At 69.0% G+C, this 20,303-nt stretch carries 20 protein-coding genes, 1 tRNA gene and 2 pseudogenes; 16 read left to right on the top strand and 7 right to left on the bottom strand.

The window, feature by feature from the left end; translation table 11 throughout:
• The first annotated feature begins 4 nt into the window (after nt 1–4).
• From O159_RS11510 to O159_RS11470, 10 genes are all read left to right on the top strand, one after another.
• A complete protein-coding gene (locus O159_RS11510) occupies nt 5–670 on the top strand; it encodes an orotidine 5'-phosphate decarboxylase / HUMPS family protein (RefSeq protein WP_021755961.1) in 666 nt (221 codons plus the stop codon).
• Nucleotides 667–1,623 carry an L-ribulose-5-phosphate 3-epimerase gene (locus O159_RS11505; RefSeq protein ID WP_236609484.1) on the top strand — a complete coding sequence of 319 codons (957 nt, stop codon included), beginning with the start codon at nt 667–669 and terminating at the stop codon, nt 1,621–1,623. The genes O159_RS11510 and O159_RS11505 overlap by 4 nt, the downstream gene beginning before the upstream one ends.
• Complete coding sequence (locus O159_RS11500; protein ID WP_236609483.1) at nt 1,613–2,392, top strand: L-ribulose-5-phosphate 4-epimerase; 780 nt, start codon at nt 1,613–1,615, stop codon at nt 2,390–2,392. The genes O159_RS11505 and O159_RS11500 overlap by 11 nt, the downstream gene beginning before the upstream one ends.
• On the top strand, nt 2,373–3,158 hold the full coding sequence (locus O159_RS11495) for a sugar kinase (RefSeq protein ID WP_021755958.1): 786 nt from the start codon (nt 2,373–2,375) through the stop codon (nt 3,156–3,158). Before O159_RS11500 ends, O159_RS11495 begins: the two co-directional genes overlap by 20 nt.
• A gap of 106 nt (nt 3,159–3,264) precedes the next feature.
• Entirely contained in the window at nt 3,265–3,549 is a 285-nt protein-coding gene (locus tag O159_RS15300) for an MFS transporter (protein WP_021755957.1), read from the top strand.
• Nucleotides 3,550–3,564: 15 nt separating this feature from the next.
• Nucleotides 3,565–4,626 (top strand): MFS transporter, encoded by a 1,062-nt coding sequence (locus O159_RS11490; RefSeq protein WP_021755956.1) that lies wholly within the window; start codon nt 3,565–3,567, stop codon nt 4,624–4,626.
• A 95-nt stretch (nt 4,627–4,721) separates the two neighbouring features.
• The gene (locus O159_RS11485) at nt 4,722–5,363 is read left to right on the top strand and encodes a recombinase family protein (protein ID WP_021755955.1); all 642 of its coding nucleotides are present in this window, start codon (nt 4,722–4,724) and stop codon (nt 5,361–5,363) included.
• Between the two features lie 156 nt (nt 5,364–5,519).
• Nucleotides 5,520–6,197 carry a metal-dependent transcriptional regulator gene (locus tag O159_RS11480; protein ID WP_021755954.1) on the top strand — a complete coding sequence of 226 codons (678 nt, stop codon included), beginning with the start codon at nt 5,520–5,522 and terminating at the stop codon, nt 6,195–6,197.
• A 217-nt stretch (nt 6,198–6,414) separates the two neighbouring features.
• Entirely contained in the window at nt 6,415–6,996 is a 582-nt protein-coding gene (locus tag O159_RS11475) for a TetR/AcrR family transcriptional regulator (RefSeq protein ID WP_021755953.1), read from the top strand.
• Nucleotides 6,997–7,080: 84 nt separating this feature from the next.
• Nucleotides 7,081–7,686: a class I SAM-dependent methyltransferase gene (locus O159_RS11470; RefSeq protein WP_043993753.1), complete on the top strand. Its 606-nt coding sequence runs from the start codon at nt 7,081–7,083 to the stop codon at nt 7,684–7,686.
• A gap of 20 nt (nt 7,687–7,706) precedes the next feature.
• Here O159_RS11470 and O159_RS11465 read toward each other — a convergent pair whose 3' ends face one another.
• Complete coding sequence (locus tag O159_RS11465; protein WP_043993751.1) at nt 7,707–8,384, bottom strand: phosphatase PAP2 family protein; 678 nt, start codon at nt 8,382–8,384, stop codon at nt 7,707–7,709.
• A 194-nt stretch (nt 8,385–8,578) separates the two neighbouring features.
• Here O159_RS11465 and O159_RS11460 point away from each other — a divergent pair, with 194 nt between their 5' ends.
• Nucleotides 8,579–9,304 (top strand): hypothetical protein, encoded by a 726-nt coding sequence (locus O159_RS11460; protein WP_236609482.1) that lies wholly within the window; start codon nt 8,579–8,581, stop codon nt 9,302–9,304.
• 174 nt (nt 9,305–9,478) lie between these two features.
• On the opposite strand, the gene glgX is transcribed toward O159_RS11460, so the two are convergent.
• From glgX to treY, 3 genes are all read right to left on the bottom strand, one after another.
• Nucleotides 9,479–11,518, bottom strand: coding sequence for a glycogen debranching protein GlgX (gene glgX, locus O159_RS11455; protein ID WP_021755949.1), 2,040 nt, complete (start codon nt 11,516–11,518; stop codon nt 9,479–9,481).
• A gap of 78 nt (nt 11,519–11,596) precedes the next feature.
• Nucleotides 11,597–13,279 carry a malto-oligosyltrehalose trehalohydrolase gene (gene treZ / locus O159_RS11450; protein WP_021755948.1) on the bottom strand — a complete coding sequence of 561 codons (1,683 nt, stop codon included), beginning with the start codon at nt 13,277–13,279 and terminating at the stop codon, nt 11,597–11,599.
• On the bottom strand, nt 13,276–15,582 hold the full coding sequence (treY, locus tag O159_RS11445) for a malto-oligosyltrehalose synthase (RefSeq protein ID WP_021755947.1): 2,307 nt from the start codon (nt 15,580–15,582) through the stop codon (nt 13,276–13,278). The genes treZ and treY overlap by 4 nt, the downstream gene beginning before the upstream one ends.
• Nucleotides 15,583–15,735: 153 nt before the next feature.
• On the opposite strand from treY, the gene O159_RS11440 reads away from it, so the two are divergent.
• From O159_RS11440 to O159_RS11430, 3 genes and pseudogenes are all read left to right on the top strand, one after another.
• Entirely contained in the window at nt 15,736–15,909 is a 174-nt protein-coding gene (locus tag O159_RS11440; protein WP_043993749.1) for a CsbD family protein, read from the top strand.
• Nucleotides 15,910–16,054: 145 nt separating this feature from the next.
• On the top strand, nt 16,055–16,720 hold the full coding sequence (locus O159_RS11435; RefSeq protein WP_021755946.1) for an HAD-IA family hydrolase: 666 nt from the start codon (nt 16,055–16,057) through the stop codon (nt 16,718–16,720).
• Between the two features lie 113 nt (nt 16,721–16,833).
• Nucleotides 16,834–17,832, top strand: a pseudogene (locus O159_RS11430) (IS481 family transposase).
• 19 nt (nt 17,833–17,851) lie between these two features.
• Here O159_RS11430 and O159_RS11425 read toward each other — a convergent pair.
• Entirely contained in the window at nt 17,852–18,202 is a 351-nt protein-coding gene (locus O159_RS11425; protein ID WP_144267688.1) for an alcohol dehydrogenase catalytic domain-containing protein, read from the bottom strand.
• 89 nt (nt 18,203–18,291) lie between these two features.
• Nucleotides 18,292–18,576, bottom strand: a complete 285-nt coding sequence (locus O159_RS11420) for a GNAT family N-acetyltransferase (RefSeq protein WP_021755944.1) — start codon at nt 18,574–18,576, stop codon at nt 18,292–18,294.
• Nucleotides 18,577–18,723: 147 nt separating this feature from the next.
• Here O159_RS11420 and O159_RS11415 point away from each other — a divergent pair.
• Nucleotides 18,724–18,799, top strand: a tRNA-Arg gene (locus O159_RS11415).
• A gap of 56 nt (nt 18,800–18,855) precedes the next feature.
• Here the strand turns inward: O159_RS11415 and O159_RS16905 are convergent.
• Nucleotides 18,856–19,005: pseudogene (locus O159_RS16905) on the bottom strand (helix-turn-helix domain-containing protein); the annotation flags it as partial.
• Between the two features lie 540 nt (nt 19,006–19,545).
• Here O159_RS16905 and O159_RS11410 point away from each other — a divergent pair.
• Nucleotides 19,546–20,043: a hypothetical protein gene (locus O159_RS11410; protein ID WP_021755942.1), complete on the top strand. Its 498-nt coding sequence runs from the start codon at nt 19,546–19,548 to the stop codon at nt 20,041–20,043.
• The last annotated feature ends 260 nt before the right edge of the window (nt 20,044–20,303 follow it).

Below are 20,303 nucleotides of genomic sequence, written 5' to 3'. Positions count from 1 at the left end.
GTGCATGAGCCTCCCCGCCCCGCTTCTCCAGCTGGCTCTGGACGTCCTCGATCTTCCCTCGGCGTTGCGGTCGCTCAGCCGCGCTGCCGGGGAGGTCGATGTGATCGAGTGCGGCACGATCCTGATCCTCGGTGAAGGGCTGCGCGCCGTCCGCGAGGTCCGCGCGCTCTACCCTGACAAGACCGTCCTCGCCGACGTCCGGATCGCGGAGGCGGGGGGCCTCATCGCCAGCCACTGTTTCGAAGCCGGGGCGGATTGGGTCAGTTGCGTCGCCGGTGCGTCTTTGACGACGATCCGCCAGGTCGTCGCCGCAGCGGCGGAGTTCGACGGGCAGGTCCAGGTCGAGACCAACGACGACCTTTACAGCCTCGACCGCGCACGGGCGTGGCGAGATGCGGGAGTCGAGCATGCGATCGTCAAACGATCCCGTGACCGCGAAGCCGCGGGGACGCTCGAGTGGACGACCGCGGATCTGGACAGAGTGACCGAGCTCGCTGAGCTGGGGTTCACGGTGAGCGTCACCGGCGGGTTCACGGCTGCCGATCTTCCGGGATTCGCCGGTCTTCCTGTCGGGGTGGTCATCGTCGGACGAGAGATCACCAGCTCTCACGACCCCGGGCATTCGGCAGCCGCGATGAGAGCGGCCATCGCGAAGGCCTGGGAGCGATGATGGCCGTCGTCGTGGACGCATCCGCTCCGGGTGTGGAGTCTTCACGGTCCTCTTCGGCTGTCAGCCTCGGGATATACGAGAAGGCGTTGAGGAATCCGCGCTCTCCCCGGGATTGGGACCGGTTCTTCGCAGAGGCGGCGGGGGCCGGATTCTCTTTCGTGGACCTGAGCGTCGACGAGACCCCGTCTCGACGGGCCCGACTCGCGTGGCCCGCGTCGTTGCGGCGTCAGGTGCGCGACAGCGCCGCCCATGCCGGCGTGCGGCTAGGAGGGTTGTGCCTGTCGGCGCATCGCGGCATCGGCCCGGGCTCCGCCGATCCGGCGGTGCGTGCCGAGGCTGCTGCGATCTACCGCGACGGCATTCGCCTGGCACACGACCTCGGCATGTCCGTGTTGCAGGTCGTGGGCTACTACGCCTACTACGAGGAGCCGGACCAGGGGCAACGGCGGCGGTGGGTCGACGTGCTCGCACAGGCGGTGGCACTGGCCGCGCGAGAAGGAGTGATCCTAGGGATAGAGAACGTCGATGGCCACGACATCACCTCGATCGGCGCCGCCATGCGGGTTGTCGAGGAGATCGGGTCACCGTGGCTGCAACTGTATCCCGATATCGGCAATCTGGCCGAGCAGCAGTTGGACACCCGGGCCGAGCTCGCCGTCGGCGCGGGGCGCATGGTCGCACTGCATGTGAAAGATGTGCGTGTGGGCGAACCGCGGCGTGTGCCGTTCGGTGAGGGAATCGCGCAGTTCGACGTCGCCTTCAGCGAACTGGCCAGACAGGACTGGTGCGGGCGGCTGATGTTGGAGATGTGGAACGACGATGCCGACGACTCGGCGGTCGTGGCGGCCCGTTCGCGGGATCTCGTCGCTCTGTGGCTGGCGGACGCCGGCATCCCCGTGGTCCATGACGAGCGGCGTCGGCCGCGACGAACGGTGAGGAGCGATGATGCTTGAGCAGTTGAAGAAAGACGTGTGCGAGGGGAACCTTGCGCTCGCTCGCGCGGGCCTTGTGGCGTGGACGGGAGGCAACCTCTCGGCGCGCGACCGCGAAGCCGGGGTCATCGTCATCAAGCCTTCCGCCGTGCGATATGATGTGATGACTCCTGCGGACATGGTGGTCGTCGACGTCGAAGGCAGAGTCGTCGAAGGGCAGCACGGGCCGTCGTCGGACACCGCGTCGCACCTGGGGATCTACCGCGGCAGAGACGATGTGAACAGCATCGTCCACACGCACTCCACCTATGCCACGGCGTTCGCCGCGGTGGGGCGGGAGATCCCCTGCTGCATGACCGCGATCGCCGACGAGTTCGGAGGACCGGTGCCGTGCGGCGGCTATGCGCCGATCGGTGGGGACGCGATCGGGCGCGAGATGCTTTCCCGCATCGGCCGGTCGCCGGCCATCCTGATGCGCCAGCATGGCGTGTTCACCATCGGCGCCAGTATCGAGAAGGCGTTGCAGGCCGCTGTGATTGGTCGAAGACGTGGCCCGCACGGTTGCGATCGCGGAGCGTCTCGGGCCAGTGGAGGTCCTGCCGGACGCCGAGATCGAAGCGAACTACCACCGCTATCACACCCGCTAAGGCACTCGCCAGGCGAGCAGCGGAGTGAGCGCATGATGTACGACCTCACCACGAATCGGGGAAGGACAGCTCCGCCTCACCGTCGCCCATGGCGATCGGCTGGCCTCGGCAAGAGACCTGCGCATGGCCGCCGCCGGCAGTGAGGCCAACGTAGCGGGGCTTCTCGCCCAGCTCGGTCGCCGCACCGCCTGGTCGACGGTCCTGCTCATCGGGGATCTGTCCGATCGAGTCCTTCAGGAGTACCGAAGCGTGGGGGTCGACACCTCGCATGTGATCCGCACCCCCACCGGGCGCGTCGCCCTCTACTTCATGGAGCCGGGCGAGTCCCCGATGCCCGGCAAGGTCCTCTACGACCGGCACAACACCCCGTTCCGCACCACCACGGCCGACCACTACGACTGGGAGGCTCTGCTGAACACGAAAGCCGTCTTCGTCACCGGCATCACTGCGGCTTTGACCGAGACCACAGCGGCGGTGCTGTATCGCCTGGTCGACCAGGCCGATGAACGGGGCATCGAGGTGATTCTCGATGTCAACCATCGCACTTCGCTCTGGTCCGGCGACGAGGCCGCCCGCACACTGGCGCCGATCGCTGAGAAGGCGGCAATGCTGTTCTGCTCGCGCACCGACGCGAAAGCCGTCTTCGGCATCGAGGGCACGGGGCCGGAGACGGCCCGAGCCCTTCGGGACCGGTTCGGCAGCCGGCACGTCATCTCGACGGACCAGGTCAACGGCGTCTACGTCTCCAGCGGGGACATCGGTGAAGGTCAGTTCGACGTCGAGCGAGTCCCCGTGGTCGACCGCCCCGGCGCCGGCGACGCCTTCGTCGAGGCACGATCCACGGCCTGCTCGCCGGTGACCTGCTCGCAGGGATCGGATGTGGTCAGCGCGCCGCATCCTTCGCCCTGACCCACCACGGCGACCTCACCCACATCGCCGTTCCCGACCTCGATATCCCACACACCACAGACATCGTCCGGTAACTCCGGACGTCACACTCAACGAGGAGAACACCATGTCTGACCATCTCGCCGCAGATTCCGACACCCGCACCGCATACGCGCAGATCGACACCCGCCCGCTCACCCGCAACCAATGGAGCATCATCGGGGTGGTCGTCCTCGGCAACCTCGCCGAGTTCTTCGACCTGTTCCTCGTCGGTTTCATCGTGTCGCTGCTGACCGAACCGTGGAAGCTGACCGGGTTCGAGGCCGGCGCCATCCTCGCCTGTGCGGGCCTGGGCACCGTGATCGGCGCGATCTTCTGGGGGCACTTCGGCGACCGGATCGGACGGAAATGAACGTTCGTATGCTGTGTGTCGGTGTTCGTCGCCGGCACGGCGTTGACACTGCTCACCCCGGATGGGGGGTGGATCGTCCTCGCCGTCCTCCGCATCGTCGTCGGCATCGGGGTGGGAAGACTGAACATCGTCTCGGTCCCTTATGTCCAGGAGTTCGTCCCCCGCAAACAGCGAGGTTTCCTCGCCGGACTCGGGTCCGTGTTCATCCACGTAGGTCTGCTGATCGGCTCGCTCGCGCAGAAGGCGGTCGGCGCCGACTGGCGCATGCTCGTGCTGCTGGGGTGCATCCCGGCACTGCTGCTGATCTGGCTGGCGTTCGTCCCCAAGTCGCCGCGGTTCCTCCAGAGCCGTGGTCGCGAACAAGACGCACGGGCCTCGCTGGCATGGGCCTTGCAGGTGCCCGTCGACCGGGTCGGCGCCCTGCCCGCGCACCAGCCGGCAGCCGAGAACACCACCTACCGGGTGCTGTTCTCGACCTACCTCACGTCGTTGCTGGTCGTGACGATCGGATCGTTCAGCTTCATCATGGGCGGCTTCGCGATCCAATCCTGGGGTCAGACCCTCCTCGGGGAGGGCTTCGGATTCTTCGCTGACACTGTCGCGAACCTCTTCATCGTCGTCTCTCTCGCCGATCTCCTCGGGCGGCTGTCTGCGGCGTGGCTCGCGGACGTCATCGGCCGCCGCTACGTCATGCTCGGCTACGGGCTCCTCGGCGCCGCCGGCTGCTTCCTCGCCGTCGCCTCCGCGGGAAACGCGTGGATGTTCTTCGCCGGCATCACCATCGCGATGGCTTTCGGCGATGGAGCCTTCGGTGTCCTCAACCCCTTCGGAGCGGAGCAGTTCCCCACCTCGGCCCGCTCCACCGGCCTCGGCCTCGGCTACGGAACCGGAGCCACCGCGAAGATCATCGGACCTCTCATCATGGGCGCGGCCATCGGCGGCAACATCGTCAAGCAGTCCGTGACCCTGGCCGTCATCGCCCCCTGCTTCGCCTTCTTCGGAATCTGCTTCCTCGTCGGCGCCATCACCTATCTCTTCGCCAAAGAGACACGGGACACCCCCCTCGAACAGGTCTGATTGGATCCACCTGAACCGGCAGCAGTCCCCTTAGCCCGCAGAGTCCGGTGCTACGATTCGGACAACTTTGAGGACAGCGGAAGCGGTGGTCGCGGATGGCCGTGTTCGGATACATCTTCGTGGGGCCGTTGGAGCACAGCGCAGAGTTCCAGCGGGACCTGCTGCGCCAGCAGGGTGCGGGGACGATCTTCGAGGACATCAGCCTGAACACCTCGAGCCCCCGGCGGCCGGAGCTCGCGCGGGCGCTCGATGCGCTCGGACGCGGCGACCGGCTGGTGGTGTGGCGTCTGGATCGCCTCGGCGGCACCTCCCCGTCCGTGCTCTCGCTGCTCGAACTGCTCGCCCAGCGCGGCGTCGCTGTGCTCACCCTCGCCGAGCGACTGGACACCGGGGGGACGGAAGGGGCGGCGATCATCCGCACGATCTCGGCCTTCAACGATCTCGAGCGCAATCTGATCCGCGAGCGGACACTGGTGCAGGTGTATGCCGCGAGGGCGCGGGGTCGCCTCGGCGGCCGTCCGCGCGCCCTGTCCGACATGAATGTCGAGCGGGCGCTCGCGCTGCGCGATCAGGGCGCTTCCGTCCGCGAGATCGCGGAGGAGCTTGGCACCTCGCGGGCCACTGTCTACCGCGCGCTCCAGTCCGCGGCCCGCGACGGGACGCCGTCGCCAGACGAGGACCGCGCGATCGCGGCGACCTTCGCGAGCCCGGTTTCGCACGAGATCGGGGGCACCTAACCGATCGGATACGAGCGCTTCTGGGGAGGGCTGCGGGGCATCGCCATCGCTGAAGTGTGCGGAGGCGCCTCGCCGCGCCCGGAGGAGACGCCGCCCTCCCGAACAGTGCCGTCTCGGTAGGTTAGGCTTGCCTTACCGAGCGAGATCGGAGGCGGGATGCAGGCGGAGGATCTGGTCGACACGACCGAGATGTACCTCAAGGCGGTGCTGGAGCTCGAGGAGGAGGGCGCCGTCGCGATGCGGGCCCGCCTCGCCGAGCGTTTCGGGCATTCCGGACCCACCGTGCAACAGACGGTGTCTCGGATGCAGCGCGACGATCTGCTCGTGGTCGAGGCTGACCGGCAGCTGCGGTTCACCGACCGCGGACGCGCGCGGGCGATGTCTGTCATGCGCAAGCACCGGCTCGCGGAAGTCTTCTTGGACCGCGTGATCGGGCTCGACTGGAAGCAGGTGCATCAGGAGGCCTGTCGCTGGGAGCATGTCATGAGCGACCGCGTCGAAGCCCTGCTCGACCGGTTGCTAGACTCGCCGGAGACGACACCCTACGGCAACCGGTTAGCCGGGAACCTCCCGCCGGACGCAGCCCGCAACCTCGTCAAGGTCGCCACCTCGCGAGAGGGCCGCAGCGACGCGACGATCGCCTGGATCGGGGAACCTCTGCAAGCGGACGTGGAGGCCCTGGGCGACCTCCACACCCTCGGCCTGCTCCCCGGCCGGCGCGTCGCGGTCGAACGGCGCGGACCGTCCATCCTCGTGGAGATCGACGGGGAGGACGGCCGTATCGAACTGCCTCATGAGATCGCGGCGCATCTGTTCGCCGTGTCCGTGGACTGAGCCTCATCCTCTCCTCGCGGCCGGGGGAAGGATGGGTCTCGGGCAGGCAGGGCAGAGCGGACGAGAGAGCTTTCCCGTCCACCCGGACGGCGACCTCTTCGGTCCGCGCTGTCCGCCCGGCGGCGACGGGGACCGCGTCGGCGGTGCCGAGGAGACCAGGCGCATATTCTGCCATCCGGGCAGGCATTTCTGCGACGATCCACGGTACGTTTCTAGAATGCCGAAACAGGAACGTGCCGAACGGACCCGGTCCGCGATCCTGGACGCCGCTGCCGCTGAGTTCGATGAGCACGGCTACGAGGGTGCGCGTCTCGAACGCATCGTCGAGCGGACCGGCGCGACGAAGGGGGCGGTGTACTTCCACTTCCGTTCGAAACTTGACCTTGCGAGGGCTCTTGTGGCGGGCGGGGACGGCGACTGGCCCGCGATCGTCTCCGATGTGACCGGCTCCGGCGTGCGAGGCATCGCCGCAGCCGTGGAGATCACGAAGCGAGTGGGCGTGGCGTACGCGGCGGATGTCCGCATGCGCGCGGCGATGAAGCTCAGTCAGACGACGCTGCGGCCGGCCGTCGACGGCAACTCGTGCGACAGCTGGACCGATCTGGTCACGATGTTCGTGACTCAGGCCGTCGAAGACGGTGAACTGGCGGGGGCCGATCCGCGGGAAGTGTCGGCTGTCGCCATCCAGGCACTCTTCGGTGCGTACGCGATCGCGGACGAACGGGGGCGGCTGGACGCTCTGCCGGACGATATCGAGCGGTTGTGGCGGGTGCTCGCCACGGTGCGGGGGGACGACTGACGCGCTCTGCGTCGCAGAGCCGCCAGGCGCCGGTGCTCCGGCTGAGCTGTCCTTCCTCGCCGCGCCGGCCGGTACTCTGCTGTGATGGAGCATCTGGATGCCATCCGTCTGCGATTCGATCAGCGTTCGGCCGAATACGACCGCAGCTCGATGCACACCGCCCTCGCTGAGCGGGTCGCCGCTTTCGCGGAGCTCGGGGGTATCCACGATGTGCTGGACGTTGCGACAGGGACGGGCCTCGTCCTCCGCGCGCTGTACAGCCGGTTGCCGTCGCTGCGGCTGACCGGCCTCGACCTCTCGCCCGGGATGCTCGCCGTCGCGCGGGCCGTCCTGCCGTCGGCGGAGCTGATCGAAGCGGACGCGACCGTGCTCCCGTTCCCCGACGCCAGCGCTGACCTCGTCACCTGTGTGACCGGCCTCTACCTCTTCTCGCGGCCCGGGGCGGCGCTCGCCGAGTGGGTGCGCGTGCTGCGGCCCGGAGGCCGGGCGGTGACCGCGACCTTCGCCGCGATGGATGCCTGGAAACACGGCGGCGGATGCCGACAGCCTTTTCCGATCCACCACGACCTGTTCGACTCTCCGGAGCGGCTGGCGGAGATGGCGGGGCCGTCCGGCCTGGCGGTCGACCGGTTCGAGTTCTGGGAGTCCGGCGAGGACCGGGTGCTGCTGGCGGAGCTGTCCGTCTGCTGACGGCCGCCACCGCTGCGCCGCTATTGCTCCGCTGTTGAGCGCGGCTGCCGCCGTCCGAACGGAAGGTTCCAGAGCCCGGCGAACAGCAGCACCCCGGCGATCCCGTTGAGGATGCCGCCCACGATATCGGTCGGGTAGTGGACGCCCGCATACAGGCGCGCCCAGCCCACGACGAGTGCGATCGCGCCGCCGACCACCCCGACCGCCACGGCTGGGCCGGTGCGCCGGCACGCGAGCACGAGCCCGGTGACCACCGCGACCGCGAACACGACGTGACCGCTCGGGTAGCTGAGGGTCGCCGGACTGATATGCAGCGGGTGCGTCAGCTCCGCGGTGCTCGGCCGGGGCTCGGCGACGACCGCCTTCACCAGGAGCGTCGTCAGCCAGCCGAATCCGGTCGCCACGCAGACGCCGAGCGCGCGGCGCCAGCCGGTGACGAAGAGAAGGACGACGAAGACCGCCGCGAGGATCCCCGCCGCCACCGTCGGCCGGTCGAGAAGGTCGGCCAGGAGCGCCACCCGGTCGAGGGCCGGGGAGGAGACGGCGTTGACGGCGACGACCACGTCGCCGAACCGCAGGGCGGGAACGGCTTTCGCAGCGAAGCCGAGCGCGAATGTGACGGCGAACAGGACGGTTGTCCACACGATCCAGTGCGCGGGCACGCGGAGGCGGGCGGACTCAACGGAAGGTCTGGGCACGCGGAGACGCTATCGGACAGGTTCCGCCGGGTGATTGGAAAACACTCGGCGAGTATGTGAAAACCCTCAGTGAGGCTGTCCCCGGCCAGCGCGGCCCCGCGGTCGTTGTCGCGCTTCCGGGGTGTTTCCGGCCGAGGGCGGCGCTTCCCTGCCGGGCTCCTTGCCATCACGGGCTTTGGTACCCTCGGTCGGGTATGCAGCTCCCATCCGCCACCCCACGGAGCCGCGGCCGCCGCGTGGCGGGCCGTCCCGTCGCCCTGCACGCACAGCCGTGCCGGGTGCCGCTGCGGCACCGGATCGGTGTCACGCTCGCCGTGATCGGGCTCATCTGCGGTTTCTCGATCGTCCCGACAGACTGCGCCCTCCAGATCGGACCCGCCACGACGGTGGCTCCGGGCGGGTCCGCGCCGCAGAGCCAGGACAAGGACCAGTACCTCTTCACCGCCGCGACGCTCGCCGCGCCGGTCGCGAACCGGGAGTCGTCCGGGGCGACGGACGGCATTCAGAGTCTCGTCCAGATCGGCACGAACGAATCGTGGGCGAAGCTGGTGCTCATCGTGGGCGACTGGCCGATGACCGACGCCAACGTGACCGTGATGCTGCGCTGGATGCGGCAGGAGAACGGCCCGCCGGACTGGTGGAACCGCAACAACCCTCTGAACAACGGCTACGGTTCCGGCGGCGGCGCTGGTCTCGGCAGTTACCCTGACCTCGTGAGCGCCGCCGAGTACTGCGCGAAGAACCTGCAACAAGGCTACCCGGGCATCGTCGCGGGCCTGCAGGCCGGGACGAACGCGGACGCGACGGCCGCTGCCATCTGGGCTTCGCCGTGGGCGTCGAGCCACTACGCGAACGGCGCGCACTGGAGCACCCGCCCCGTCGAGATCGTCCAGGCTCCCGCATCGGCCTGGCACCGCTGACCCCCGCCCCGGTTTCCGCCCGGTTTTCCGCCCCCGCGTCCTGTCGGAAACGGAGGACACCCCCCTCCTGATCGCTCTCGATGTCCTCCGTTTCCTGCCACTCCCCGGCGTGGTGTGCCAGAACTCCTCCCTCAGCGACAGGTCTCAGCACAGACGGGACCGCGGACGGCTCGCTCAAGCCCTCATCGACGAGCGGAGGAGGGCGAATGAGATCTCGCCGGCGATGACGCTCTCGCCGCCGGCCCGTTCCAGCCCGGGGTCGCTGGAGAGCTCGAGCGACCAGGGTCCGTCGGCGGTCGCGGGAAGGGTGAACTTCACACCGTTCGCGGCGGCGTTGAGCAGCAGCAGGAATGTGTCGGCGCCCTCATGACGCAGCTCGAAGGCGATCGAGCGGGCTTCGGGGTCCTCCCAGTCCTCGGCTGCGAACGGTTCGCCGTCGGCGCGCAGGATGCGCACGACATCCCGCCCGCCCGCCTCCGGCGCCCGCCGATACCACTCCGGCCGGAGTGCGGGCTCGGTGCGGCGGAGGCGGATGAGGCGCTCGGTGAAGGCGCGCAGCTCCTCGTCGGCCGCCGCCCAGTCGAACCAGGAGATCTCGCCGTCCTGGCAGTAGGCGTTGTTGTTGCCCCGCTGCGTGCGCCCGATCTCGTCGCCGCCGAGGATCATGGGCACGCCGGCCGAGAGGAGCACGGTGGCGAGGAAGTTCTTGCGCTGCCGCAGCCTGACCGCCAGGATGCCGGGGTCGTCCGTCGGTCCCTCGGCGCCGTAGTTGGCCGAGCGGTTGTCGGATTCGCCGTCCTGGTTGTCTTCGCCGTTGTCCTCGTTGCGTTTCTGCTCGTAGGAGGTGAGGTCGGCGAGCGTGAAGCCGTCGTGCGCGGTGACGAAGTTGACGCTGGACAGCGGGGCGCGGCGGGAGTCCTCATAGAGGTCGGGGCTGCCGAGCACGCGCTGCGAGAGCGTGGCCAGCATCCCCTCCGTCCCGCGCCAGAAGTCGCGGACGTCGTCGCGGAACCGGCCGTTCCATTCCGACCAGTCCGCCGGGAAACCGCCCAGCTGGTAGCCGGCGACATCCCACGGCTCGGCGATGAGCTTGACGGGCTTGAGCGTCGGGTCCTGTTGCACCAGCGTCAGGAACGCGCTGTGCAGGCTGGCCTCGCCGCCCTGCCGGGTGAGCGCGGTGGCGAGGTCGAAGCGGAAGCCGTCGACATGCACCTCCTCCACCCAGTAGCGGAGGGAGTCCAGGATGAGCTGAAGGGCGGCGGGATGGCTCACATTGACGCTGTTTCCGGTCCCGGTGGTGTCGAAGTAGTGCCGCTCGTCGCCCTCGACCAGGCGGTAGTAGGAGGGGTTGTCGATGCCTTTGAGGCTCAGTGTCGGACCGAGGTGGTTGCCTTCCGCGGTGTGGTTGTACACGACATCCAGGATCACCTCGATGCCTGCGGCGTGCAGGGCTTTGACCATTCCCTTGAACTCGTCGACCTGCTGCCCGATCGCGCCCGTCGCCGCGTACTCGTTGTGGGGGGCGAAGAAGCCGATCGAGTTGTAGCCCCAGTAGTTGCGGAGCCCCTTCTCGAGCAGGTGCGAGTCTTGCACGAACTGGTGGACGGGCAGGAGCTCGACAGCGGTGACGCCGAGCCGCTTGAGGTAGTCGATCGCGGCCTCGTTGGCGAGCCCCGCGTACGTGCCGCGGAGTTCCTCGGGCACGCCGGGCATCCGCTTGGTGAAGCCTTTGACGTGCATTTCGTAGATGACTGTCTCTCCCAGCGGGATGCGCGGGGGCCTGTCATCGCCCCAGTCGAAACCCGGGTCGGTGGCGACGCCGAGCGCGACGTGACCCGCACCGTCCGTGTCATCGCGGCGGCGGGGATGCCGAAGCTGGTGCCCGAAGTCGGCCTGGCTCAGGTCCCATGCGCCCACGATCGCGCGCGCGTGCGGGTCCAGCAGCACCTTGGCGGGGGAGAAGCGCTGACCGCCGGTGGGGTCCCACGGGCCGTCGACGCGCAGCCCGTAGCGCGCGCCGGCGGCCATCCCGGGCACAACGCCGTGGAAGACGTGCCCGGTGCGGTCGGTGAGCTCGGTTCTCGTCTCAGAGCCGTCCTCGCCGAACACGCACACGGTGACGCGGTCGGCGCGTTCGCTGTAGACGGCGACATTCGCGCCGCCGGAGAGAAGGGTGACGCCGAGCGGGTACGGCGACGATAGGGGGTCGGTCACAGGGCTCCGTTCGGTAGAGCGACAGATTACGGCGTCGATCGTCTCCCGTGAAGTCGTTGACACGGTGGTCGGCGGCCGCTATGCCGAATGGGCGGAGACGCGCGTCACCAGCACCGCGTCCCCGAAGCTCGCCAGCACGGCCTCCGTCCCGTCCGGGTGCGGGAGACCGCCCCCGCTGAGGCCGACGGTCACCCGCGTCCTCTCGCGCACGAAGGAGAACACGCCGTCCGCGAACCGCACCTCCCGCGCTCTCGCGTCCGTCGGCATCGTCCGCCGCAGCCGCGTCAGAGTGCGATACCAGTCCAGCATCCGGGCTCCGCGCTCGCTGTCGCGCTCGCTCCAGTCGAGCTTCGCCGCGTGGAAGGTCGCCGGGTCCATTGGGTCGGCCACTGCGGCCGGGTCCCAGCCCATCCGGGCGAACTCGGCGATCCGTCCGCTGCGGGTCGCCTCCGCGAGGTCCGGCTCCGGATGCGAGGCGAAGAATGGCCACGGTGTCCCGGCCGCCCATTCCTCGCCCATGAACAGCATCGGCGTGAACGGGCCGAGCAGCGTCAGCGCCGCCGCGACGGCGAGCCGTCCGTCGTCGAGGGTCGCGCTGAGCCGGTCGCCCGCAGCGCGGTTGCCGATCTGGTCGTGGTCCTGGCTGAAGGCGACCAGCTGCGAGTGCGGCTGATCGGCCTCCAGCGGCCGGCCGTGGTGGCGCTCGCGGAAGGCCGAGTACGTCCCGTCGTGGAAGAACCCGCGTTCGAAGACCTTCACCAGCGCGTCCGGTGACCCGAAATCGACGTAGTAGCCGAAGGTCTCGCCGGTGAGGTTCGCGTGGATGCTGTGGTGCGCATCGTCGTTCCACTGCGCGTCGAGCCCGTATCCGTGCCGGGCCCGCGAGCGGATCAGCCGCGGGTCGTTGAGGTCGCTCTCGGCGATGAGCGTCAGCGGGCGGCCGGTCTCCTCGCGCAACTGTTCGGTCTGCCGGGCGAGCGCTTCCAGGATGTGCTCGGCGCGGGAGTCCTGGAGGGCATGCACCGCGTCCAGCCGCAACCCGTCCACGCCCAGGTCGCGCAGCCAGTAGGCCGCGTTGTCCAGGATGTGACGCCGGACCTCGTCGGAGAGCGCTCCGTCGAGGTTGACCGATGCTCCCCAGGTGGTGCGGCCCTCGCTGAGGTAGGGGCCGAAGACGGGCAGGGCGTTGCCGCTCGGGCCCAGATGGTTGTAGACGACATCCTGGATCACTGCGATCCCGCGGCGGTGGCAGGCTGCGACGAAGCGCTGGTACGCCTCCGGTCCGCCGTACGGCTCGTGGACCGCGTACCAGAGCACACCGTCATAGCCCCAGCCGTACGGCCCGTTGTAGGCATTGACCGGGAGGAGCTCGACCGCTTCCACGCCGAGGCCGGCGAGGTGGTCGAGCCGTTCGGCGGCCGCGTCCAGAGTACCCTCGGGTGTGAAAGTCCCGAGGTGGAGCTCGTAGAGGACGGCGCCGGTCGCCTCGCGTCCGGGCCAGGGCTCGACCGGGGCGGGGTCGAACTCGCGGCCGAGCGCGTGTACTCCGTTCGGCTGGCGCCGGGAGCGCGGGTCGGGATGCGGGCCGCTCCCGTCCACGACGAATCCGTAGTCGAGCGGTTCGGGACCCGCGTCGAGCGGCTCCGGCAGCCGCCACCAGCCGTCGGGGGCGGCGGTGAGCGCGAACGTCCCGAGCGCCGGCGCCACGACCGCCACGTCGTTCGCCCTCGGCGCCCACACGGGGAACCGGCGGTCGCTCATCGCGGCACCGCCAGCAGAGCGACCGGATACTGCGACAGGATCGCCGCGACTCTGACCCGGCCGCGATGCTCGCGGCCGGTCAGTTCGTCGCGCAGTGGCTCGTCTCCGAGCTCGACGGTCGTCTCCCCCCAGCCGCCGGCGCGCTCGAGACCGACCGGGAGGCGCGTCGCCAGGGTCGTCGCGCCGCCGCGGTCGAACCCGAGCAGGTGGCCTGCTCGCGGCCCCTCGGCGGCCATCGGCCGGTATTCCGCGAACAGCTCGGGCCGGTCGCGGCGCAGCCGCAGCGCGCGCGAGGTGACCAGCACCTTCGCCGCCCCCGAGGAGTCGACCTCCGGCAGCCAGCCCGCGTCCAGGCGTGCGAGCAGCCCGGCGGAGACGTCGAACTCGACCGGCCGGCGATTGTCCGGATCGACCAGCGAGCGTTCCCAGCGCTCCGAGCCTTGGTAGACGTCCGGGATGCCCGGCATCGTCAGCTGCACGAGCTTCGCTCCGAGTCCGTTGCTCGCTCCCGGCGCCTCCACCCGGGAGGTTATCGCGAGCACCTCGTGGCGGACCCGCTCGTCGTCGAACGCGGCATCCACCAGCCCGGCGAGCGCCGTCTCGGCGTCCGCGTCCGGATCGGCCCAAGACGTGCTCGCTCCCGCTTCGCGCGCTGCTTTCAGCGCGTAGGCGCGCAGCCGCTCCCGGGAGGCTGGCCACGCGCCGACGATCGACTGCCACAGCAGGTTCTCCAGCGAGCCGTCGCCGATCGCGACCCGCTCGCGGACCGCGGTCAGGAACCGCTTCCACTGCTCCGGCAGCTCCGCGAGCACCGCGATGCGCGCGCGGGTGTCCTCGCCGCGCTTGGTGTCGTGCGTGCTCAGCGCCGTCAGCGAGTGCGGGAGGCGCACGAGCCGGTCGGCCTGGAGGCGGTGGAACGCCTCCACGGTCAGCGCGAACGCGGAGGGGTCGGCGCCGACCTCGGCGAGCGAGGCCAGCCGGGAGACCCGGTAGAACGCGCTGTCCTCGACACCTTTCGCCATGATCGCCCCGGTCGTCTGCTGGAAGCGCTCGGCCGGGCCGGAGCCGGCGCGGCTCAGGAGCCCAGTCGTTTCCTCCAGCGCCTCAGCGAGGTCCGGTCGGGCGGCGAGCGCCGCATCCCGCGCCGCTGTCAGATAGCCGAGCCCGAACGGCAGGTAGCTGCGGTAGACGGGGAAGGCCGCGGCCAGTTCGGCCACCGCATCCGCCAGCGTCTCGGGATCGGCCGTCGCACCGGCCGTCGTGAGCTCGCGCGTCACCCGCAGTACCTCTGAACGCAGGATGCCGTCGGCCGCGGACCGCTTGCGGCGGTGGATGAGCGCGGGCCAGTCGCGGCTCTCCTCCCGGTCGTCCACCTCCTCCGCGAGCGCGGTCAGCGGCTCCTCGCCGGACGGGTCGATGAACACCCGGTCGACCGCCCCGAGCGCGTCGTACCCGGTGGTCCCGCTGATCGGCCAGGCCGGAATGCGCTCGTCGCCCTCCAGGATCTTCTCGACCCAGACCGGCCTCCCGCCGGCGAGTTCCGCCAGCCGCTCCAGGTACGCGCCGGGGTCGCGCAGCCCGTCGGGGTGGTCGACGCGCAGCCCGTCCACCAGGCCCTCGCGCAGCCACCGGCCGATCTCACGGTGCGTCTCCCCGAACACGCGCGGGTCCTCCACGCGTACACCGGCGAGCGTGTCCACCGCGAAGAAGCGCCGGTAGTTCAGGTCCGCGTCCGCCCGTCGCCACGAGACGAGTTCGTAGTGCTGCCGTTCGTGTACCTCGCGCGGCGAACCGCCTTCCGTTCCGGCCGCGATCGGGAAGCGGTGCTCCCCGTACCGCAGTTCGCCGTCTTCCACCCTCAGCTTGTCCAGCTCGTCCGCGCCTTCGCCCAGCACCGGGATGCGCACGCGCCCACCGCCGAACGCCCAATCGATGTCGAAGAAGCCCGCGTGCCCGGCTTCCGGCCCGCCCGCCAGGACGTCCCACCACCAGGCTGTGTTCGCCGGCGTCGCTACGCCGAGGTGGTTGGGGACGATGTCCACGACCACGCGCATCCCGTGCGCGTGTACGCTGTCTGCGAACTTGCGGAGCGCGTCCGGACCGCCGCGTTCCGCGTCCACCCGGGTCGGATCGGTCACGTCGTAGCCGTGAGCGGAGCCCGGTTCGGCTTGCAGCAGCGGCGACAGGTAGACCGCGTCCACCCCGAGCCGCGCCAGCTGGCCGAGCGTCCGGGCGGCGTCCCGGAGCGTGAACTCGGGGGTGATCTGGAGGCGGTAGGTGTTCCGGGGGAGATCGGTGCTCACAGTGCTCCATTCTCTTCGTCCCGTACGCGGGCCGGAAGAGGAGGCTATGGGGGGTTGAAAATCAGCCCGGAGTGTGGAGGCTGGAAGAGCGCCCACCCGCGTGGGAGCGTCCCAGAGGAAGAACGATCACCGAGCAAGCGAAAGGACGAGGTCATGGGACTCGACGACAAAATCAAGAACGCGGCCGAGGATGCCGGAGGCAAGGCGAAAGAAGCCGCGGGCAAGGCCACCGGCGACGAGCAGCTTGAAGGGGAGGGCAAGCTCGACCAGGTGAAGGCCGACCTCAAGAACGCCGCCGAGAAAGTCAAGGACGCGTTCAAACACTGAACCAACCGCGTCGCAGAGGGCGCTGGACCGACCGGTCCGGCGCCCCTGCGGCCGGCCGTGCGTCCGTCGGCCTTCCCGCCGCGCAGAACGCCCGCCCGGCCGGAGGCTGACCGTCCCGTCCACGCGCGCCCTCTACGCTGGGGGCATGCAGCTGACCGCGGCCGGATTCCTCTTCGACATGGACGGCACTCTCGTCGACTCCACCCCCGTCGTGGAGGCGGTGTGGACCGAGTTCAGCCGGGCGAACGGCCTCGACCCCGCCGAGATCCTAGGGTACGCGCACGGCCGCCAGGCGATCGACACCCTGGCGCGCTTCCTCCCGCAGCGTTCCCCCGCCGAGCTCGGCGAGCTCCTCTCCGCCCTTGTCGCCGAGGAGGTCGCCCGCACCGAGGGCATCGTGGAGGTGCCCGGAGCCGGGGCTCTCCTGGCCGCGCTGATCGACGCGGGCGCCCCCGTCGCCGTGGTCACCAGCGCACCGCGCGAGCTGGCCGTCGCCCGGATGGCGGCGGCGGGTGTCCCGGTCCCGCCTGTCCTGGTGGCGGCGGAGGATGTCGTGCGCGGCAAGCCCGACCCGCAGGCCTACCTGCTGGCGGCCGAGAAACTGGGCGTTCCCGCCGCATCCTGCCTCGCCTTCGAGGACGCGCCGGCCGGGCTGGCCGCCGCTGTCGCCTCCGGCGCGCGCGTGGTCGTCGTCGGCGTGTACGAGTCCGCCGCGAGCAGGGGGCTCGGACGGCTCCTCGACTACGCGGGCGAACTCTCGGTCACCGAGGCCGGAGGAGAGTGGAGCACCGGCCTCGTCGCCGGGGTCTAGGTTGTGCTGCTCAGGGACGTTGGTTGAGGTGTGACGCGATAGATGGGTGAGGACCTCCCGGTCGAGAGTGGGGCTGTCTAGTTTCCCTGCACTCGATGACTTAGGAGGTCCTCGTGACCCACGCTAATGCTGCTTTGACTCCTCGCGAATGCCTCCGCCTGGCCCGCCAAGTCGTCGACGACGGCTGGTCCGTTGCTGCGGCGGCGACCTACTTCCGAGTGTCCTGACGCACCGCGGACCGATGGGCTCGTCGTTACGTGGAGATGGGCGAGGCGGGAATGCTGGACCGTTCGTCACGGCCGCATCACAGCCCGAACAAGACCCCGCGAAGACTGGTCCGCAAGGTCGTGCATCTGCGGTGGAAGAAGCGGCTGGGACCAGTCGGTATCGGCGCCCAGCTCGGCATGCCCGCCTCGACCGTTCACACGGTCCTCTCCCGGTGCCGGATCAATCGGCCCAGCCACGTCGACGTCCGCACCGGCGAACCCGCCCGCCGCTACGAGCACGAGCATCCCGGATCGATGATCCACGTCGACATCAAGAAACTCGGCAACATCCCCGACGGTGGCGGCTGGCGCTACGTCGGACGTCTCCAGGGAGAGCGGAACAAGGCCATCACCGCGAAGCGGACCGGGAAACACGGGATCACCGGCGACATGATCACCGGCACAGCGTTCGTTCATACCGTCATCGACGATCACTCCCGTGTCGCTTACGCCGAGATCCACGACGACGAAACCGCCGCCACTGCAATCGCTGTTCTGCGTCGAGCGGTCGGCTGGTTCGCCAGCCGTGGCGTCACCGTCGAACAGGTGCTCTCCGACAACGGCTCCGCATACCGCTCATACGCCTGGCGCGACGCTTGCGCCGAGCTCAGCATCCAACCGAAACGCACCCGGCCCTACCATCCGCAGACGAACGGCAAGATCGAACGCTTCCACCGCACCCTCGCCGACGGCTGGGCATACGCCCGGCACTACAACTCCGAATCAGCCCGCCGCAACGCACTCCCGGCCTGGCTGCACTCCTACAATCACCACAGGCCCCACACCGCCATCGGCAGCCAGCCACCCATCAGCAGATTGACCAACGTCCCTGAGAAACACACCTAGAGCGGGACCTCCGCCGCGATCATTCTCTACGAGGCCGCGCTCGGCCTCGGCATCGCGATCGGGCCAGTGTCGCGGCGACCGCCGAACCGAGGCTCTCGGGCACGGCGACCAGCGTCTTCGGCGTGACCACCAGCCGGGTCGCCTGAGCGCCCATGCCCGGCAGGACCCCGGCGACGCGCCTGCCCTTCCGCAGCCCGAGCGCGGCCGACATCGCCGATTCCGTTTCGAGCACTCCGATGAAGTCGTACCCCGGCACCAGCCTGGTGAACGGCTGGAGGACGTATCGGCCCTGGACAGCCGTCACATCCGTGGCCCCGATCGCCGCGTGGGTGACCCGTACGATGACCTCGTTGCCCCGGGGGGCGCGCACAGGCTCAGACCGGATCGCGAGCGTGTCCGCGCCCCCGAAGCGCACGGCTCGCGCCGCGCGTCTCTCCCCGGCCTCCCGCATCGCCCGGTCTAACGCCGCAGCAGCCCCGAGTGTTCGGGATGCGCATCGAACCACTTGGCGATGTACGGGCAGATCGGCGCCACCCGCAGCTCTCCGCTCCTGGCGATGTCGTCCACGGCGTACTCGACCAGCTTCGCCGCGAGGCCCTTCCCGCGGAACGTCGGGACGGTGAACGTGCGCGTGAGCGAGATCTCACCGTCCAGCACGCGATAGTCCACGAAGCCGGCCAACTCCACGTCGACCCGCATCTCGTACCGCCCGGCGTCCTTCTGGTTGCTGAACTCGGTGACCATGCCTTCATGCTACGGCTGTCGCGTCGCGAAGGGTCGCCGGATTCGGCCGGCTTCAGAAGCGTCCCGCCACCCCTTCCGCGTCAATTGGCGGTCTCCGATGCGGTCATGTAGGCTCTAATCCGTTCCGCGCGAGTACGCATGGAGCATGCGCCACTAGCTCAACGGATAGAGCATCTGACTACGGATCAGAAGGTTGGGGGTTCGAATCCCTCGTGGCGCACCATCATGTGAAACCCCCGCTTCGGCGGGGGTTTCATCGTTAATGGCCCCCAGCCATTCGAGCGGGACACCGCAGATGAGCGCCCACTGAACGAAGTGGGTTGCGGAGGGCTCCGAGCGCCCCGTCTCCCAGTTGCTCACGGTGTTGCGTGCGACGCCCAGTCGCTCAGAGATATCCGCTTGCTCCAGGTCTGCGCCGATGCGTGCCATGCGAAGTCGCTTGTGTAGGGCATCGATCCCCGGAGTCGTCGTGATTGTCATGATGCCCAGGGTAGTACGGAGATAACCAATTTCTCGACACGCCGCTCCAAATGCGTGTCTCTGGTCGCAAGATCGCAATCAGATGATCCATGCACAAAAATGTGATTTCACGTCATCCTCGTGGTTCTCCTGTTTCTTCGTGGAAGGGGATAACTGAATATGGCTGAAACAGGTACGACACTACGCCCCGTGTAGGGGTGGGACCCGCGGAGCTGTACCCGCGTTACCAAAAGTGACCACGAGTGGCAGAGCGCGCTGATAAAGACAGGCCCGGGCGGCGCACCCCAGATGAATCCTCTGTCACACATCCCGGCCCTGACCGTCCCGAAAGGGGTGGTGGCCCGATAGCGACCGGCGCGGCTCCGAAGAGCAGCACCCCGCGGTGGGTCCCTCTCTGCTGATGTGGCGCGCCTAAAAACCGTGCCCATTCGGCTGTGGGGGGCCCACCGCTCCCAACACTCACCAAACAGCAGGAAGAAGAAAACACCGATGATCACGAAATACCTGACCCGGATCAAGAGGATCAACCCGCGGGAGCATGCCATCACTGTCGTGTTCGATATCGAGACGGACAGTCACGGGAGGAAACGCGCCGCAGCTGAGATCGTCACCGCCGACGACATCACCGATGCGGAGGTGTCCAAGCACCTCGCGAACGTGTCGGCCCAACTGCTGGCGGGCGTGGATGTGAACCCGCCGAACGCGGTGAGGGAGACGGGTGTCGCCGTGGGGCGGGCTGGACATGGCCCGACGCCGTATGGGGAGTGTCAGTGCTATCGAGCCGACTGCGATTGGTCAGGACCTGGGCTTGTCGAGTTCTCGGGCGATGCTCTTGATCGCGTCGGAAAGATGAAGCACGGCGACGGCGAGTTTGCGAACGGCGTCCGGGTCTCCGGTGGCGGCGAGGGGATCGTGATGCATGGCCCCTCGTCGTCATACCCCGGGGCCTGCATGTGCTATCGGGCGGACTGCGAGGTGCCCCGGTGATGCCCGCCTTGATCCTTCCCCTGATCGCGGCCGTGTGGGGTGTCGCTGTGGTGTGGGACTGGTTCAGCGTCGGTAGTGTCCGCCGTCGTGGGGGTGGGCGATGAGGCAGGCGATGCGGTGTGCGCCGTATCGGCCGGTGGGTGCCCGGCATGGGTGGGATGCGTCGGGGTGGTGTCGTCATGGGTGTGGTGCCCGGTGTGATGGGCGGTTTACCAGCCGGACCGGGCAGGTGGTGGCCCCGGGCCGCGTCTACACCCGGG

The organism is Leifsonia xyli subsp. cynodontis DSM 46306 (assembly GCF_000470775.1).
GTDB classification, from domain to species: Bacteria; Actinomycetota; Actinomycetes; order Actinomycetales; family Microbacteriaceae; genus Leifsonia; species Leifsonia cynodontis.
The sequence above is the reverse complement of the archived record's forward strand: the minus strand, read 5'-3'. Positions and strand labels throughout refer to the sequence as shown.